Source organism: Streptomyces sp. NPDC005648 (assembly GCF_040605395.1).
Taxonomy (GTDB): domain Bacteria; phylum Actinomycetota; class Actinomycetes; order Streptomycetales; family Streptomycetaceae; genus Streptomyces.
Map to the genome: position 1 here is coordinate 117685 of NZ_JBEXCS010000010.1, position 15493 is coordinate 133177.

Annotated in this window: 14 protein-coding genes; 6 read left to right on the forward strand and 8 right to left on the reverse strand. The window is 72.5% G+C overall.

The genetic code is table 11. The features are described 5' to 3' along the window. The first annotated feature begins 267 nt into the window (after positions 1-267). Positions 268-2949, forward strand: a complete 2682-nt coding sequence (locus tag ABZT17_RS08555; protein ID WP_356345385.1) for an AAA family ATPase — start codon at positions 268-270, stop codon at positions 2947-2949. A 42-nt stretch (positions 2950-2991) separates the two neighbouring features. Here the strand turns inward: ABZT17_RS08555 and ABZT17_RS08560 are convergent, their stop codons facing one another. From ABZT17_RS08560 to pcaH, 5 genes are all read right to left on the reverse strand, one after another. Beyond that, the gene (locus ABZT17_RS08560) at positions 2992-3783 is read right to left on the reverse strand and encodes an SDR family NAD(P)-dependent oxidoreductase (RefSeq protein ID WP_356345387.1); all 792 of its coding nucleotides are present in this window, start codon (positions 3781-3783) and stop codon (positions 2992-2994) included. Positions 3784-3847: 64 nt separating this feature from the next. Beyond that, positions 3848-4987 (reverse strand): 4-carboxymuconolactone decarboxylase, encoded by a 1140-nt coding sequence (gene pcaC, locus ABZT17_RS08565; protein WP_356345390.1) that lies wholly within the window; start codon positions 4985-4987, stop codon positions 3848-3850. Continuing rightward, positions 4984-6318, reverse strand: a complete 1335-nt coding sequence (pcaB, locus tag ABZT17_RS08570) for a 3-carboxy-cis,cis-muconate cycloisomerase (protein ID WP_356345392.1) — start codon at positions 6316-6318, stop codon at positions 4984-4986. The genes pcaC and pcaB overlap by 4 nt, the downstream gene beginning before the upstream one ends. Next, a complete protein-coding gene (gene pcaG / locus ABZT17_RS08575; RefSeq protein WP_356345396.1) occupies positions 6315-6920 on the reverse strand; it encodes a protocatechuate 3,4-dioxygenase subunit alpha in 606 nt (201 codons plus the stop codon). The genes pcaB and pcaG overlap by 4 nt, the downstream gene beginning before the upstream one ends. 6 nt (positions 6921-6926) lie before the next feature. Beyond that, a complete protein-coding gene (gene pcaH / locus ABZT17_RS08580; RefSeq protein ID WP_356345399.1) occupies positions 6927-7700 on the reverse strand; it encodes a protocatechuate 3,4-dioxygenase subunit beta in 774 nt (257 codons plus the stop codon). A gap of 203 nt (positions 7701-7903) precedes the next feature. Between pcaH and ABZT17_RS08585 the strand changes: the two genes are divergently transcribed. Further along, the gene (locus ABZT17_RS08585) at positions 7904-8368 is read left to right on the forward strand and encodes a MarR family transcriptional regulator (RefSeq protein ID WP_356345401.1); all 465 of its coding nucleotides are present in this window, start codon (positions 7904-7906) and stop codon (positions 8366-8368) included. Positions 8369-8384: 16 nt separating this feature from the next. Here ABZT17_RS08585 and ABZT17_RS08590 read toward each other — a convergent pair whose 3' ends face one another. After that, positions 8385-9380 (reverse strand): DUF3048 domain-containing protein, encoded by a 996-nt coding sequence (locus ABZT17_RS08590; RefSeq protein WP_356345404.1) that lies wholly within the window; start codon positions 9378-9380, stop codon positions 8385-8387. Positions 9381-9600: 220 nt separating this feature from the next. Here ABZT17_RS08590 and ABZT17_RS08595 point away from each other — a divergent pair, with 220 nt between their 5' ends. Continuing rightward, the gene (locus ABZT17_RS08595) at positions 9601-10791 is read left to right on the forward strand and encodes a zinc-dependent alcohol dehydrogenase (protein WP_356345406.1); all 1191 of its coding nucleotides are present in this window, start codon (positions 9601-9603) and stop codon (positions 10789-10791) included. A 19-nt stretch (positions 10792-10810) separates the two neighbouring features. On the opposite strand, the gene ABZT17_RS08600 is transcribed toward ABZT17_RS08595, so the two are convergent. Continuing rightward, positions 10811-11878 carry an ATP-dependent DNA ligase gene (locus ABZT17_RS08600; RefSeq protein ID WP_356345408.1) on the reverse strand — a complete coding sequence of 356 codons (1068 nt, stop codon included), beginning with the start codon at positions 11876-11878 and terminating at the stop codon, positions 10811-10813. Positions 11879-11952: 74 nt separating this feature from the next. On the opposite strand from ABZT17_RS08600, the gene ligD reads away from it, so the two are divergent. Then, positions 11953-12999, forward strand: coding sequence for a non-homologous end-joining DNA ligase (gene ligD / locus ABZT17_RS08605; protein ID WP_356345412.1), 1047 nt, complete (start codon positions 11953-11955; stop codon positions 12997-12999). Between the two features lie 67 nt (positions 13000-13066). Further along, positions 13067-14107, forward strand: a complete 1041-nt coding sequence (locus tag ABZT17_RS08610; protein ID WP_356345415.1) for a LacI family DNA-binding transcriptional regulator — start codon at positions 13067-13069, stop codon at positions 14105-14107. A gap of 78 nt (positions 14108-14185) precedes the next feature. Here ABZT17_RS08610 and ABZT17_RS08615 read toward each other — a convergent pair whose 3' ends face one another. After that, entirely contained in the window at positions 14186-14971 is a 786-nt protein-coding gene (locus ABZT17_RS08615) for a VOC family protein (protein ID WP_356345417.1), read from the reverse strand. Between the two features lie 205 nt (positions 14972-15176). On the opposite strand from ABZT17_RS08615, the gene ABZT17_RS08620 reads away from it, so the two are divergent. After that, positions 15177-15422, forward strand: a complete 246-nt coding sequence (locus ABZT17_RS08620; RefSeq protein WP_356345420.1) for a WhiB family transcriptional regulator — start codon at positions 15177-15179, stop codon at positions 15420-15422. The last annotated feature ends 71 nt before the right edge of the window (positions 15423-15493 follow it).

The window sequence follows — 15493 nt, forward strand, 5'->3', positions numbered from 1 at the left end:
TCAGGACACCGTCCGGGACGCGGAGGGCCGCCGGCGTCCGCCCCGTGTTCCGCCGCAGATGGCGCTCTTCCCCCAAGGGCCGCGCGGCGAAGGCTTCTTGACTGCCGGTCGGCCCGGCACAGGCAGGTCACAGCCTCTGCGCGTCGCCCGCCCGCACGCGCTGTCACCCATCACGGCAACAGCTGGCCTGACCGGCCCACACGTCGGCGATCCGGCCGCTACGCTCGAGTTCTGTACGTCGTTCGGGCGACTCGGGGAGGTAGCGGGATGACGGAGGTACGGCCCATGGAGGCCGCCTCGCCCTCCCTGTGGGAGCGCGAAGAGGAAGTCGACGCCGTCGTGCGGGCGATCGACACCCTGGTCGCCGACCGCTCGTCCTCGGGCAGCCTGCTGATGATCCGGGGCGAGGCCGGACTCGGCAAGACCGCCCTGCTGGCCGAGACCCGCCGTATCGCCGAGAGCCGCAACTGCACGGTCTGGTCGGCGCGCGGCGCCGAGACCCTGCGGTCGGTCCCCTTCAACGTGGTGCGCCAACTGCTGCAGCCCGCCCTGGTCTCGCTGATGCCGGAGGAGGCGCGCGAGTACCTCGGCGACTGGTACGACGTCGCGGGCCCCGCCCTCGGCATCACCGAGCCCGGCGAGCGCCAGGCCGACCCGCAGGGCGTGTGCGACGGCCTGGTCGCCGCCGTACGCCGGCTCGCCCGGCGCGACTACCCGCTGGTGCTGCTGATCGACGACGCGCACTGGGCCGACCAGGAGACCCTGCGCTGGCTCGCCGCGTTCGCCGAGCGGCTCGACGACCTCTCCGTGCTGGTCGTCGTGGCCCGGCGCCCCGGCGAGGTCACCGGCGAGAGCGCCCGCCTCCTCGACGCCGTCGCCGCGGCCTCCAGCAGCCCGCACACCGTCCTGGACGCCCTCACCCCGGGCGCCACCGCCGAACTCACCCGTGCCCGGGTCGGCGCGCACGCCGACGCCCCGTTCTGCCGCGAGGTGTGGGCCGTCACCGGCGGCAACCCGTACGAGACCGTGGAGCTCCTCGCCAAGGTGCTGGACAGCGAGCTGGAGCCGACCGAGGGCGCGGCCGCCGAACTGCGCGCCCTCAACCGCTCGGCGCGCGGCGGCGGACTCGTGGCCCGCCTGGAGGAACTCGGCATCGAGGCCACCCGTTTCGCCTGGGCGGCCGCCATCCTCGGCACCGACATCTCCGTCCGCCTGGTGGCCAAGCTGGCGACCATGGAGCACGACGAGGCGCTGCGCTGTGTCGAACTGCTGAAGGACGCCCGCATCCTCACCGCACCCGACCCGGCCGCCGGCCGCGTCGGACAGGGTGACCTGGAGTTCGTCCACCCGCTGATCGCGTCCGCCGTCTACAACTCCATCCCGGACGCCCTGCGCACCGCCATGCACGGCATCGCCGCCCAGGTCGTCACCGACTCCGGGCGCGGCGCCGCCATGGCCTCCCGGCATCTGCTCAAGGTGCATCCGGACGACGACGAGGAACTCGTCGAGCAGCTGCGCGAGGCCGCCCGTGAACACCTCGCCGTCGGCGCCCCGGACGCGGCCCGCCGCTGCCTGGAGCGCGCCCTGCTGGAACCGCCGACCCCGGACGTCCACGCGCATGTGCTCTACGAACTCGGCTGCGCCACCCTGCTCACGGCGCCCGCCACCACCATCCACCACCTCCAGGCCGCGCTCGGCATGCCCGGTCTGGACGGGGACGCGCGCGTGGACGCCGTCTTCCGTCTCTCCACCGCCCTCCTCCACAACGACCAGCTGGAGGAGGCCGTCCGCACCGTCGAGGCCGAGGCCGCCCGCCATGAGGACGGCCCCGCCAAGCTGCGGCTGACGGCGGTGCGGTTCATGTGGGAGGGCATCGCCGGTGAGGCCGTCTCCCCGGGCCGCTCCGAGCGTCTCGCCGCCCTCGCCGAGACCTGCACCGGCCGCGACAACTCCGAGCGCGCGCTGCTCATACTGCGCGGCTTCGACGCCCTGATCCACGGGGAGAACGCCGAGGAGGTCGTGGAGTACTGCGACCGCTCCCTCGTCAACGGCCGCCTCGCCCCGGGGCTCGGCTGGACCGACACCGAGTGGGGCATCGAGCTGCTGCTGATGCTCGCCAGCTCCTACGCCCACACCGACCGCCTCGACCGCGCCGAGAGCCTGTGCACCGAGGCGTTGCGCGCCTACGAGCAGGCCGGCTGGAGCGGCGGCCATCTCGTCCTGGCCCACGCCTACGTCGGGCTCGCGCATCGCCGGCGCGGGCGGCTGCGGGAGGCCGAGACCTCACTGCGGGAGTCGCTGCGGCTCGCCGAACGCGTCGGGCGCGGGCTGCCCCTGTACTGGACCGTGACCTGCAACCTCGTCGACACCCTGCTCGCCCGGGGCCATGTCCAGGAGGCCTGGGAGATCGCCGAGGAGTACGACTTCGCGCCGCCCTATCCGTCCACCATCGTGATGCCCGACGTACGGACCGTGCGCGGGCGGCTGCTGCTCGCGGTCGGCCGGACCAAGGACGGCATCAACGAACTGGAGGAGGCCGAGAAGGCGGCGGCCGCGCGGGGCCATCACAACCCGGTGGTCGTGACCTGGGCGCTCGACCTCGCCCGGGCGCTCGCCGTGGACGATCCTGGGCGGGCGGCCCGGCTGGCCTCGGAGGCCCGGCGGCAGGCCGAGAGGTTCGGTACCGACACCGCCATCGGTGAGGCCCTGCGGTGCGCGGCGGCGCTGGAGACGGGACAGCGGGCCGTGCGGCTCGCCGCGCAGGCCGTGGCGTACCTGGAGGCGTCGCCGTGTCAGTACGAGCACGCGGCGGCCCGGGTGGAGTACGGGATCGCCGCGCGGTCGGTGGCCGAGCTCAACCGGGGGCTCGCGCTGGCCCGGTCGTGCGGGGCCGACGGCCTGGTGGCGCAGGCCCGGGACGTGCTGGACACGGGGCGCGGGCTGCGCTGACCCGCTCGGGCGGGATCGCCGCGGCCCGCCCCCCAGGAACGCCTACAGCGCGAGGAGCTGGTCGGTGACCGCCGTCAGTCGCTTGCGCACTTCACGGTCGTACGTCGTCTCGTGCGCCCGTGCGGGGCTCGTGCCGTCGAAGTAGCCGCCGCTCCCCGACTCCCGGGTCGCCAGGGCCAGTACACCCGGCGCGCCGTCCGCCACCGTGTTCCACGGGGTCACACGGCCCTCCCGCACCATCGCCGTGTCCATGAAGGTCGCGGGATGGAGGACGTTCACCGCGACCCCGGTGCCCGCCAGCTCCTCGGCCAGGGTGAAGGTGTGGGCCGCGAGGGCGAACTTCGCCCGGCGGTAGGCCGCGAAGCCGTCGTAGCCCCGCCTGAATTCGATGTCGTCGAAGTCCACCGGGTCCTGGCCCACCGAACCGACGTTCACGATCTTGGACGGTGTGTTGGCGCGGAGGGTCGGCAGCAGGGCGCGGGTGAGGACCACCGGGGCCAGGTAGTTGACGGCCAGGCGGAGTTCGTGGCCGTCCGCGCTCAGCTCCCGGGACGCGCCGGGGGCGCCGGCGCCCACGCCCGCGTTGTTGATCAGGACATCCAGGTCGGGGTGGGCGTCGGCCACATGGGCGGCCAGCTCGCGTACCTGGGACAGGGCGGCCAGGTCGGCGGTGAAGCCCTCGGCGTCGCCCTCGGTGCGCAGTTCGTCGACCAGTTGTTCCGTACGGCGCGGGTCGCGGCCGTGGGCGAGGACGACATGGCCGGCCCGGACCAGCTCGAAGGCGACGTGGCGGCCGAGGCCGGAGGTGGCGCCGGTGACGAGAATCGTGGACATGCCTCCACCGTAGGCACGCGGTGGAGGCATGTGCGAGGTGCTGCTGGGGCTACGACCAGCAGGGTCACCCTCCCGACTCTCCGGCCCCGTCGGCTTCTTCGGCCAGGACGCGCTGCGCCGTCGCGAACGCCGAGTTCGCCGCCGGGACCCCGCAGTACACGGCCGTCTGCAGCAGTACCGCGCCGATCTCGTCCGGGGTGAGGCCGTTGCGCCGGGCCGCGCGGACGTGCATGGCCAGCTCGTCGTAGTGGCCGTGGGCCACCAGCGCGGTCAGCGTGATCATGCTGCGCTCGCGTCGCGTCAGCGTCGGGTCCGTCCAGATCTCGCCCCAGGCGTAGCGCGAGATGAAGTCCTGGAAGCGTGCCGTGAAGGGCGTCTGACGGGACTGCGCCCGGTCGACGTGCGCGTCGCCGAGTACCTCGCGCCGGACCTCCATACCGAACGCGGCGCCCGGTCCGAGGTGGGCGCGCAGGGCCGTCAGCACCGGCCGCGGGCACTGCGCGGGCGCGAGGTGCGGGGCGCCCGGCAGTTCGACGAGGGTGGCGCCGGGGACGGCGTCCGCGATCTCCCGCAGATGCGGGGGCGGGGTGGCCCGGTCCTCGCGCCCGGCGATGAGCAGGGTGCGCACCAAGATCTCCGGGAGCCGCTCGCGCACGTCGAAGGCGGCGAGGGCGTCGCAGCAGGCCGCGTACGCCTCGGGGTCCGCGTTCGCCTCGTCGTCGAAGAGCCGCCGGTCGGTGAAGCCGGCGCTGAACCAGCGCGCCGGGGTGCTCTCCCGCAGCCACGCCATCCCCTCCCGCCGCACCCGCTCGGCCCGCTCCTCCCAGGGCTTCGAACCGTTGAAGTGCGACGAGGAGCAGATCGCGGCCAGGGAGGTGAGCCGGTCCGGGTGGTGCAGGGCCAGCTGCAGGCCGACCGCTCCGCCCAGCGAGACGCCCGCGTAGGCGAACCGGTCGACGCCGAGCGAGTCGGCGAGTTCCAGCACCAGGCGGGCGAGGTCCTCCATCGTGGCGCCGGGGCCGATCAGATCGGCTGCGGAGCCGCCGTGGCCGGGCAGGTCCCAGCGGATCACCCGGTGGGTGATGGACAGCTCGGGCGCCACCTTGTCCCACAGGGCGTACGACGTCCCCAGCGAAGGGCCGAGGAGCAGGACCGGCGCGGAAGTGGGCCCTTCGGCGCGGTGGTTGAGGAGTCGGTCGGTCAACGTCGCTCCAGGGCACGGTCGGTGAGAAGGGCTGCGGCACCCGTGTAACGGGCCGGGTCGGTGAGGTCGTCGAGGTCGACGTCCTTCAACTCGGGCTCTTCGGCGAGGAGTTCCTCCAGCTGACGGCCCTCGGAGTAGGTGCGCTCGGCCAGCTGGGTCAGCAGGGACTTGGCGCGGGCGCGTCCGAGCACCGGGGCCAGCTCGGCGGAGAGCCGCTCGGAGACGATCAACCCGTGGGTGAGGCCGAGGTGTTCGCGCATGGTGTCGGCGTGGACCCGTAGGCCTTCGGTGAGTTCGGCGGCGTCCCGGGCGGCTCCGCCGACCAGGCGCAGCAGGTCGCGCAGTGGCTCCCACTCGGCGTGCCAGGCCCCGGCCGGCCGCTCGTCCTCGGCCGTCAGCGACCCGTACAGCGTGGCCGCCAGCTGCGGCGCCCTGTGCGCGGCGGCGACGACGAGCGTGGAGCGGACGGGATTCGCCTTGTGCGGCATGGCCGAGGAGCCGCCGCCGCTGCCCTCCGCGACCTCCGCGATCTCCGTGCGGCCGAGGACGAGCACATCCGTCGCGAGCTTGCCCAGCGCGCCGGCCGTGAAGGCCAGGCAGCCCGCGAGATCGGCGACCGGTGTGCGCAGGGTGTGCCAGGGCAGCGGCGGCACGGCGAGGCCGAGCCGGTGCGCGAAGGCCGCCGTGAGTGCCTCGGTGTCCTCGGCGCCGTACGCCGTGAAGGCCGCCAAGGTCCCGGCGGCACCGCCGAGTTGGACGGGCAGGCCGTCCCGGACCCGGACGGTCCGGTCCCGGGCGTCGAGCACCAGGGAGCGCCAGCCGGCGGCCTTCAGACCGAATGTCGTCGGCACGGCGTGCTGGGTGAGCGTCCGGCCCGGCATCGCGGTGTCGCGGTGCTCGGCGGCCAGCCGGGCCAGCGCCCGCTCGGTGCGGGCGAGGTCGGCGAGGACCAGGTCGAGGGTGCGGACGGCGACCAGCATCGTGGCCGTGTCCATGATGTCCTGGCTGGTCGCGCCCCGGTGGACATAGGGGCCGTACTCCTCGCCGACGGCCTTCGTCAGGTCCGCGACCAGGGGGATGACCGGGTTGCCGCCGCCGCGGGCGCGCTCGGCGAGGGAGCGTACGTCGAAACGGGCGGCGTCGGCCGCCTCGGTCACCGCGGCCGCCGCCGGGCCCGGGGCGAGCCGCCGGGCCGCCTGGGCGTGGGTGAGCGCCGCCTCCGCGTCGAGCAGGGCCTGCAGGTAGGCCGTGTCCGAGGTCGCGGAGGCGGCGGGGGAGCCGGTCCACCCGGGGGCGAGCAGACCGGTGGCGTCGGGATCGGCAGAAGTCACTGGAACTCCAGGAAGACCGTCTCGCCTTCGCCCTGAAGGCGGATGTCGAAACGGTAGGTGCTGTTGCCCTCGTCCCGGGCGATCAGCGTGTCGCGGCGCGCCTGGTCGAGCCGGGCGAGCAGCGGGTCGGCCGTGAGCGCCGCCTCGTCGCCCGGCAGATAGACGCGGGTGAAGAGGTGGACGAGCAGACCGCGCGCGAACACACAGACGCTGATGTACGGCGCGCTGTGCCCGCGTGCGCCCGGACGCAGGGTCCGCGCGTACCAGTGGCCGTCGGCGTCGGTCTGGATGCGGCCCCAGCCGGTGAACTCCACCCCGTTGCGGCCCAGGTGCTCGCCGGACGCGGGGTCGCGCCGCATGGAGCCGTCGGTGGTGGAGACGTTGCCGTCGGGGTCGGCGCCCCACAGCTCCACGAAGGCGTCGGGCAGCGGGTTCCCCTCGCCGTCGAGGACGTAGCCGTGGACCGTGACGGTGTCCGGGTGGCCGAGCGGCGCGATGTCCTCGCCGCCGCGGAAGGGCAGCGCATAGCCGTAGAACGGGCCCACGGTGTGCGAGGGGGTCGGCAGGACCGCTTCGGGGCGGCTGGTGTCGATCTTCGTCATGGCAGCTCAGCGCCCTTCTTCGAGCCATGTGGCGTGCGGGCCGTCCAGCACGATGTCCCAGTGGTAGCCCATCGAGAACTCCGGTACGGACAGGCCGTGGTCGTAGGTCGCGACCAGCCGCTGGCGCGCCGCGTCGTCCGTCACCGACTGGATGATCGGGTCGTAGGGGAACAGCGGGTCGCTCGGGAAGTACATCTGGGTCACGAGCCGCTGGGTGAACGCCGTGCCGAACATCGAGAAGTGGATGTGGGCGGGGCGCCAGGCGTTGACGTGGTTGCGCCAGGGGTAGGGGCCCGGCTGGACGGTCGTGAAGTGGTACCGGCCCTCGGTGTCGGTGAGCGTGCGGCCGACGCCGGTGAAGTTCGGGTCCAGCGGGGCGTCGTGCTGCTCGCGCTGGTGGGCGTAGCGGCCGGCCGAGTTGGCCTGCCAGATCTCGATCAGCTGGCCGCGGACCGGGCGGCCGTCGCGGTCGAGGAGCCTGCCGGAGACGGTGATGCGCTCGCCGATGGGCTCACCGGTGTGCTGCCGGGTCAGGTCGTTGTCCATGTCGGTGATGTCCCGCTCGCCGAAGGCGGGGGAGTGCAGCTCCACCAGCTCCGGGTCCTTCGTCACGTCGATGGTGATCGGCGGCTGCTGGGGATGGCGCAGGATCGAGGAGCGGTACGGGGCGTAGTCGCGGCGCGGGTGGTGCTCCACGGGGGCGCCGTCGGCGACACGCTTCTCGTAGGCGGCGTGTTCGGCCGCGATCTCCTGGTCGATGTCGTGCTGCGTGAGAGTCATGGGGATACCTCGGGATCGCCCGCACATGAATTAATCAGGGCACTGAGCATTAGGTGAAGTTTCCTTCACGCTGCCATCGGTGGCTCTCAGCGTCAAGACCCTGGAGAAGTACGCGGTCAGAAGCGCGGGCACGGTGGAAGACAGGCCCGCGAACGGACCGGTATCGTTCAGTGCACCAACGAATTCGACCGCGGGGAGCGCAGATGGCAGCGGTGGACCTCGCCACCCATCCCGGACACCTGGCCCGGCGGCTGCAGCAGGCCCACTACCTGCTGTGGAACACGATGGTCTCGGAGGAGATCACCTCGCCCCAGTTCGCGGTCCTGAACGCGCTCGTCGCCGAGCCGGGCCTGGACCAGCGCACGGTGGGGGAGCGGGTGGGGCTCGACCGTTCCACGATCGCCGAGGTGATCAGCCGGCTCGGCAGGCGCGGGTTGCTGGACAAGGTGCGCGACCCCCAGGACGGCCGCCGCTTCCTGCTGCGGCTGACGGAGGACGGGGTGCGCACCCATCGCAAGCTGACCGTGCGCACGGCGCGCATGAACCAGGTCTTCCTCGCCCCGCTGTCGGCCTCCGAGCAGACGGTGTTCTTCGAGCTCATCCAGCGGGTCGCGGACGCCGCCGAGGGGCTCCGCAACCCCTCGCAGCCCCTCGTCGCGCAGAGCTGACACCCACCCGGCACCCTCAGGGCGCCTTGGCGAACACCACCCACACCTGGCCCTCGGCGAAGTTCACCGGCGCGCCGTCCTTCGTTGTGAAGGCCGTACCGTCCGTGGCCTTCGGGCGTTTCCACTCGACGTCGTAGACCTTCCCGTCACGCAGTACCTCGGCCGTCCCGGAACCGGTCGTCCGGGTGTACGGCGTGTTGTTGCCGAGGACGTCGTGGAAGGCGGACCTGCGGATCTTCACGTACTGCACGACGACCGTCGCCGGCGCCACCCGGTGACCGTCGGTCGTCACCGTCGGTGTGCCGTCCATCGCGACCAGCCAGCGGTGCGTACTCCCGGACCAGGTGAAGGTGAACCGGGCGGCCGGATAGCGGACGGTGATCGAGGGGTCGGGCCTGCCGCCGGCGGGCGCGGCGCCGTAGCGAAAGCCGTTCGTGAGGGCGTCCGCGCCGGGAGCGGTGGGCATCAGCCGGTCGGGGCGCAGATAGAGGTTGTGCGGGGCGGCGTTGCGGGTGCCGCGGAACCAGGCGGCGGAGACCTTGCCGGGCGGCTGGGCCGTCAGCGGCGCACGGTCGATCAGCGGCAGCAGCTTGCGCTGGGCGCCGGAGAAGGCCAGCGTCGGGTCGTCGAACTGCCGCAGCAGCTCCAGGTCGGACTCGCGGGCGCTGCGCACCGGCCCGACCACCTTCGGCAGCCTGGTCGCGTACACCGCCATCAGCCGGCTCAGCCCGCCCTCGACCTGCTCGGCGTAGACGACGTCTGCGTCGCGCAGCCCCGTCTGGGGCCGGGCCGCGGGGGCGTTGTCGATCTTCACCGCGAGTACGGGACCCGCGGCGGCGGGGCGCCGGCTCGCGGTCCCCTCCCCGGTCGGCGCCGACGTCTTCGGCCGGCCGCGTCCGTCGTCCACCGGCCCGTGCCCGCTCGTACAGCCCGCCGCCAGCGCCGCCGTCACCGTGGCGGCGAGCAGCGCGACCGTCGTAGAAGTGCGGCGAGTGCGCACCTGCCGTCCCATGCCCACCGTTGGCCACCCATCTCCCGTGTTATTGATTGTGCGCTTATAAGTTCATTGATGGCCATACCCGCTCGATTCTGATCGCGCGCGTTCGGATGGGCCAAACGGTGACGAACCCCTCCGATCGGCCCAGACCGCGGCGCTTCGGCACGGCGTCCCCGGGTACTCGGGCGCCGTCGCAGCACCGGACCCACCGACGCGACGGAGGGAGTGCCACGCCATGAAGGCCGTGACCTGGCAGGGCAAGCGGGACGTACGGGTGGAGGACGTGCCCGATCCGAAGATCCAGGAGCCGACCGACGCGATCATCCGGATCACGTCGACGGGACTGTGCGGCTCCGATCTGCATCTGTACGAGGTGCTCACCGCGTTCATGACACCGGGCGACATCCTCGGACACGAACCGATGGGCATCGTGGAGGAGGTCGGCGCCGGGGTGCCGGACCTCTCGGCGGGCGACCGGGTGGTGGTGCCGTTCCAGATCGCCTGCGGCGACTGCTGGATGTGCCTGACCGGGCTCCCCACCCAGTGCGAGACCACCCAGGTCACCAACGAGGGCATGGGCGCCGCCCTGTTCGGCTACACCCGGCTCTACGGCGCCGTCCCGGGCGCCCAGGCCGAGTATCTGCGCGTGCCGCAGGCGCAGTTCGGGCCGATCAAGGTCCCCGAGGGCCCGCCCGACGACCGCTTCGTCTACCTCTCCGACGTACTGCCCACCGCCTGGCAGGCGGTCGAGTACGCCGGCATCCCCGAGGGCGGCAGTGTCGCCGTGCTCGGCCTCGGGCCGATCGGCGACATGGCCTGCCGGATCGCCCAGGTGCGCGGCGCCGGGCGGGTGTTCGGGGTGGACCTGGTGAGCGAGCGGCTGCGCAGGGCGAAGGCCCGGGGTGTGGAGACGTACGACCTCAGGAGCTTCGACAGCGAGAAGGAACTGGTCACCGCGATCCACGACCAGACCGACGGGCGCGGCCCCGACGCCGTGATCGACGCGGTCGGCACCGAGGCCCACGGCAGCGCGGCGGCACGGATGGCCCAGCATGCCGCGACCCTGCTGCCGCGCAGGATCGGCGCCCCGTTCGCCGAGCGCTTCAGCGTCGACCGGCTCGCCGCCCTGAACACCGCGATCGAGCTGGTGCGCCGCGGTGGCACACTCTCCCTCACCGGTGTCTACGGCGGAATGGCCGACCCGCTGCCCCTGCTCACCATGTTCGACAAGCAGATCCAGATCCGTATGGGACAGGCTAACGTGCGCCGCTGGAGCGACGAGATCCTGCCGTACCTCACGGACGAGGACCCGCTCGGCGTGGACGACTTCGCCACCCACCGGGTGTCGCTGGCGAAGGCCCCGCGAGCGTACGAGATGTTCCAGAAGAAGCGGGACGGCGCGGTCAAGGTGCTGATGCAGCCCTGAGCGCCGGTGCGGCCCCGGGTCAGGGGCGTCCGAGGATCTCACCGAGGTCGTAGCGCACCGGCTCCTCCAGCTGCGCGTAGGTGCAGCTCTCCGGCGTCCGGTCCGGACGCCAGCGCCGGAACCGGGCCGTGTGCCGAAAGCGTGCCCCGTTCTCCATGTGGTCGTACGCCACCTCGGCCACCCGCTCCGGACGCAGCGGCACCCAGGACAGGTCCTTCTTCCCCGACCAGCGGCTGGGAGCGCCCGGCAGCCGGGCGCTCTCGTGCGCCGCCTCGTCGGCCCAGGCCGCCCAGGGATGTCCCGCGACGTCCTGTGTCCTGAGCGGCTCCAGCTCGTCGACGAGTTCGGCGCGCCGTTTCATGGGGAAGGCGGCCGACACTCCCACGTGCTGCAGCCGGCCCTGGTCGTCGTACAGCCCGAGCAGCAGCGAACCCACGATCGGCCCGCTCTTGTGGAAGCGGTAGCCGGCCACGACGACGTCCGCCGTCCGCTCGTGCTTGATCTTGAACATGGCGCGCTCGTCCTGCAGATAGCGCCCGCCGAGCGGCTTGGCGATGACGCCGTCCAGGCCCGCGCCCTCGTACTGCTCGAACCAGCCGTGCGCCACCTCGATGTCGGTCGTGGACGGCGCGAGGTGGACGGGCGGGGTGACGTCCGACAGGGCCCGCTCCAGCAGCGCCCGCCGGTCGCTCAGCGGGACGCCGAGCAGTGACTCGTCGTCCAGCGCCAGCAGGTCGAACGCCACGAAGGACGCCGGTGTCCTCTCGGCGAGCATCCGCACCCGGGAGTCCGCCGGATGGATGCGCTCGGTGAGCGCGTCGAAGTCCAGATGGCCCTCCCGTGCGATCACGATCTCGCCGTCCAGCACGCACCGCTCGGGCACCCGCTGCCCCAGCGCCTCCACCAGCTCGGGGAAATACCTGGTCAGCGGCTTGCCGGTACGGCTGCCGAGCTCGATCTCGGCCCCGTCCCGGAACACGATCGCCCGGAACCCGTCCCACTTCGCCTCGTACTGCATGCCCGGCGGGATCTTCGCCACCGACTTGGCGAGCATCGGCTTCACAGGAGGCATCACGGGGAGATCCATGCCCTAGATTCTGCTCGCATACGTCCCTCGTCGCCCGGTATGCGAGGTTCACCAGGTCTGTCTACCGTGGCCGTATGGGTGAAGCGGTGGAACTGGAAGCGGGCGGCCGCACCGTCCGTCTGTCCAGCCCGAGCAAGGTCTTCTTTCCCGAGCGCGGCTTCACGAAGCTGGACCTCGCCCAGTACTACATCGCCGTGGGTCCCGGCATCCTGCGCGCCCTGCGCGACCGGCCCACCACCCTGGAGCGCTATCCGGAGGGGGTGAACGGCGAGAACTTCTTCCAGAAGCGGGCACCGAAGAACATGCCCGACTGGATCCCGACCGCCCACATCACCTTCCCCAGCGGCCGCAGCGCCGACGAGATGTGCCCCACCGAGGAGGCCGCCGTCCTGTGGGCCGCCCAGTACGGCACGCTCACCTTCCACCCGTGGCCCGTACGCCGCGACGACGTCGACCGTCCCGACGAACTCCGCATCGACCTCGACCCGCAGCCCGGCACCGACTACGACGACGCCGTCCGGGCCGCCTTCGAACTGCGGGAAGTACTCAGGGAGTTCGGCGGGCTGCGAGGCTTTCCCAAGACCTCCGGCGGCCGCGGCCTGCATGTCTTCGTGCCGATCGAGCCACGTTGGACCTTCACCCAGGTGCGCCGGGCCGCCATCGCGGTGGGCCGGGAGCTGGAGCGCCGGATGCCGGAGCAGGTGACCACCAAGTGGTGGAAGGAGGAGCGCGGGGAGCGCATCTTCGTCGACTACAACCAGACGGCCAGGGACCGCACGATCGCCTCCGCCTACTCCGTACGGCCCCGCCCGCACGCTCCTGTCTCGGCACCGCTGAGCTGGGACGAGGTCGGCGTCGCGCATCCCCGGGACTTCGACATCGCGACCATGCCCGCCCGCTTCGCCCAACTCGGCGACGTGCACGCGGACATGGACGACCACCGCCATTCGCTGGAGGCCCTGCTGGAACTCGCCCGCAGGGACGAGCAGGACCACGGCCTCGGCGATCTGCCCTACCCGCCGGAGTATCCGAAGATGCCGGGGGAGCCCAAGCGGGTGCAGCCCAGCCGGGCGAGGAAGGAGACCCCCGCGGCCGGGACCCAGGAACCGCACGAACGCTGAGAGCGCTCTCTGCGCCCCCTCGCACCCGGGGCTATCCTGATCGGCACCCGCCGACTAGGAGCCCCAAGTGACCGACACCGCACCGCGCCCCACGCTGGAGGCCGTGGCTGCCCGGGCGGGCGTGTCCCGGGCCACCGTCTCCCGTGTGGTGAACGGCGGGGACGGGGTCCGTGAGCCTCTCGTCGCACGGGTGCGCCGGGCGGTGGAGGAACTCGGCTATGTGCCGAACCAGGCCGCGCGCAGTCTGGTGACCCGACGGCACGACGCCGTCGCCGTGGTCATCGCCGAACCGGAGACACGGGTCTTCGCCGACCCCTTCTTCGCCCTCCAACTCCGCGGTATCAGCAAGGAGTTGACGGCCCACGACAACCAGCTCGTACTGCTGCTCACCGAGGGGCGCGACGACCACGCCCGCGTCGGCCGCTATCTGGCCGGCGGACATGTCGACGGCGCGCTCGTCTTCTCGCTGCACCTCGACGACCCGCTGCCCGGACTGATCCGGCACGCCGGGGTGCCGACCGTGTTCGGCGGCCGGCCCGGCTGGGGCGAGGGGGAGGGCGGCAGTGGCGCGGTGTACGTCGACAGCGACAACCGGGGCGGGGCGCGGGAGGCCGTACGGCATCTCGTCGGCCTCGGGCGGACCCGGATCGCGCACATCACCGGGCCCCTCGACCAGACGTCCGCGGCCGACCGGCTCGACGGCTTCCGGGACGTCATGGGGGACGCCGATCCGTGGCTGGTCGCGGAGAGCGACTTCACGCCCGGGGGCGGGGAGCGGGCGATGCGGGTGCTGCTCGACAGGTGTCCCGACCTGGACGGGGTTTTCGCCGCGAACGACCTCAGCGCGGTGGGGGCGTTGCGGGTGCTGAGGGAGCGGGGGCTGCGGGTGCCGGAGGATGTCGCGGTGATCGGGTTCGACGACATGGTGGCGGTGGCCGAGCAGGCCGAGCCGCCGCTCAGCACGGTCCGTCAGGACATCGAGGAGATGGGGCGGTTGATGGCCCGGTTGCTGTTGGAGCGGCTGGGGCATCGGGGCACGCAGGACGGGGGAGGCACGGCGGGTGGTGTGGTCCTGCCGACGACGTTGGTGCGCCGCGCCTCGGCGTGAGGCGCGGCGGACACCTGGACGGCGAAGGGCGAGCCGCGTGCCGGCCCACCCCCCCCCGCGCCCCTGAAGGCTTCCGCTTCAGGCCGGTTGGGTCGTGCTCTTGATGACCGCGAACCTGGCGCCGTACGGGTCTGCCAGCCTCGCGATGGTGCCGACGCCCTCGATCGGCGTGGCCGGCACACGGATCGTGCCGCCCAGCTCCCGGGCCCTCGCGACCGTCGCCTCCGCGTCGGTGACCTCGAAGTACGGGAGCCAGTACGGGGTGTCCTCCGACGGATCGTCCGCCAGCGAGACGATGCCGCCGAACATGGAGTCCTCGCTGCCCCCGGCGGGGTTGACACAGGTGTAGGTGCCGCCGGGGAAGGGCACCGCGGCGGTCTCCAGGCCCAGGGTCTCGTGGTAGAACCAGGCCGCCGCGGCCATGTCCGGGGTGTACAGCTCCACCCAGGACAGGGAGCCGGTCTCGTTGGCCAGGTCCACGCCCTTGGTGCGGCCCGGCTGCCAGACGCCGAACGGCACACTCGCCTTGTCCGCGAGGATCGCCATACGGCCCTCGCCCATGACGTCCATGGGCGGCATGAGCACACTGCCGTGCGCCTGCTCGGCGGCCTTGGCGGTGGCCTCCGCGTCCGCGCTCTGGAAGTAGACGGTCCAGGAGGGCGGCCCCTGCTCGGGGCCGGTCTGCATGGCGCCGGCCACGGTCCTGCCGTCCAGCTGGAAGAAGCCGTAGCCACCGGCGTCGGGTCCCGCCGACTGGAACTGCCAGCCGAAGAGGCCGCCGTAGAAGGAGATGGCGCCGTCGATGTCGGATGTGCCGACGTCGATCCAGTTCGGAGCGCCGTTGACGAAACGGGTGGTGAGCATCTGCGCCCTCCTCGGAAGGGTCACGTTCTCTGCACTGCCGAGTCTTGCATCCCCCACTGACAATCGCCGCCGGACCGCGATGGTTGCGCGCGCCGCCGTGCGCCGACCCCCGCGCGCACGCCATCATCGGGGTGGCCGGGGGCCCGGGACACGGCGTTGATCCCGCGTTGATCGAACGTTTTTCGGCACCCGGCAGGCTCTGCGCATGCACATCGACACGATCATCCCGGCCGACCTCGCCTGGCAGTCCGAGGCGCTGTGCGCACAGACCGGGGCCGACTTCTTCTTCCCCGAGCCGGGCAGCTCGGTCCGCGAGGCCAAGCGCATCTGCTCCCTCTGCGAGATGCGCCCCGCGTGTCTGGAGTACGCCCTGCGCAACGACGAGCGGTTCGGCGTGTGGGGCGGGCTGTCGGAGAAGGAACGGCTGGAGCTCAGGCGTACGGCGCGCTGAACATCGGTGCCATGCCGACAGGGCCGCGCCCGAACACGGCCGTCCGGTCGGTGCCGTGGGAAAATCCGCCC

Bases quoted from the DNA above. Each gene is read 5' to 3' on its own strand.
- pcaH (WP_356345399.1), bottom strand. From the start codon at position 7,700: ATGACTCTCACGCAGCACGACATCGACCAGGAGATCGCGGCCGAACAC.
- pcaG (WP_356345396.1), bottom strand. From the start codon at position 6,920: ATGACGAAGATCGACACCAGCCGCCCCGAAGCGGTCCTGCCGACCCCC.
- ABZT17_RS08585 (WP_356345401.1), top strand. From the start codon at position 7,904: ATGGCAGCGGTGGACCTCGCCACCCATCCCGGACACCTGGCCCGGCGG.
- ABZT17_RS08555 (WP_356345385.1), top strand. From the start codon at position 268: ATGACGGAGGTACGGCCCATGGAGGCCGCCTCGCCCTCCCTGTGGGAG.
- ABZT17_RS08600 (WP_356345408.1), bottom strand. From the start codon at position 11,878: ATGGATCTCCCCGTGATGCCTCCTGTGAAGCCGATGCTCGCCAAGTCG.
- ABZT17_RS08620 (WP_356345420.1), top strand. From the start codon at position 15,177: ATGCACATCGACACGATCATCCCGGCCGACCTCGCCTGGCAGTCCGAG.
- ABZT17_RS08615 (WP_356345417.1), bottom strand. From the start codon at position 14,971: ATGCTCACCACCCGTTTCGTCAACGGCGCTCCGAACTGGATCGACGTC.
- ligD (WP_356345412.1), top strand. From the start codon at position 11,953: ATGGGTGAAGCGGTGGAACTGGAAGCGGGCGGCCGCACCGTCCGTCTG.
- ABZT17_RS08560 (WP_356345387.1), bottom strand. From the start codon at position 3,783: ATGTCCACGATTCTCGTCACCGGCGCCACCTCCGGCCTCGGCCGCCAC.
- ABZT17_RS08595 (WP_356345406.1), top strand. From the start codon at position 9,601: ATGAAGGCCGTGACCTGGCAGGGCAAGCGGGACGTACGGGTGGAGGAC.
- ABZT17_RS08590 (WP_356345404.1), bottom strand. From the start codon at position 9,380: ATGGGACGGCAGGTGCGCACTCGCCGCACTTCTACGACGGTCGCGCTG.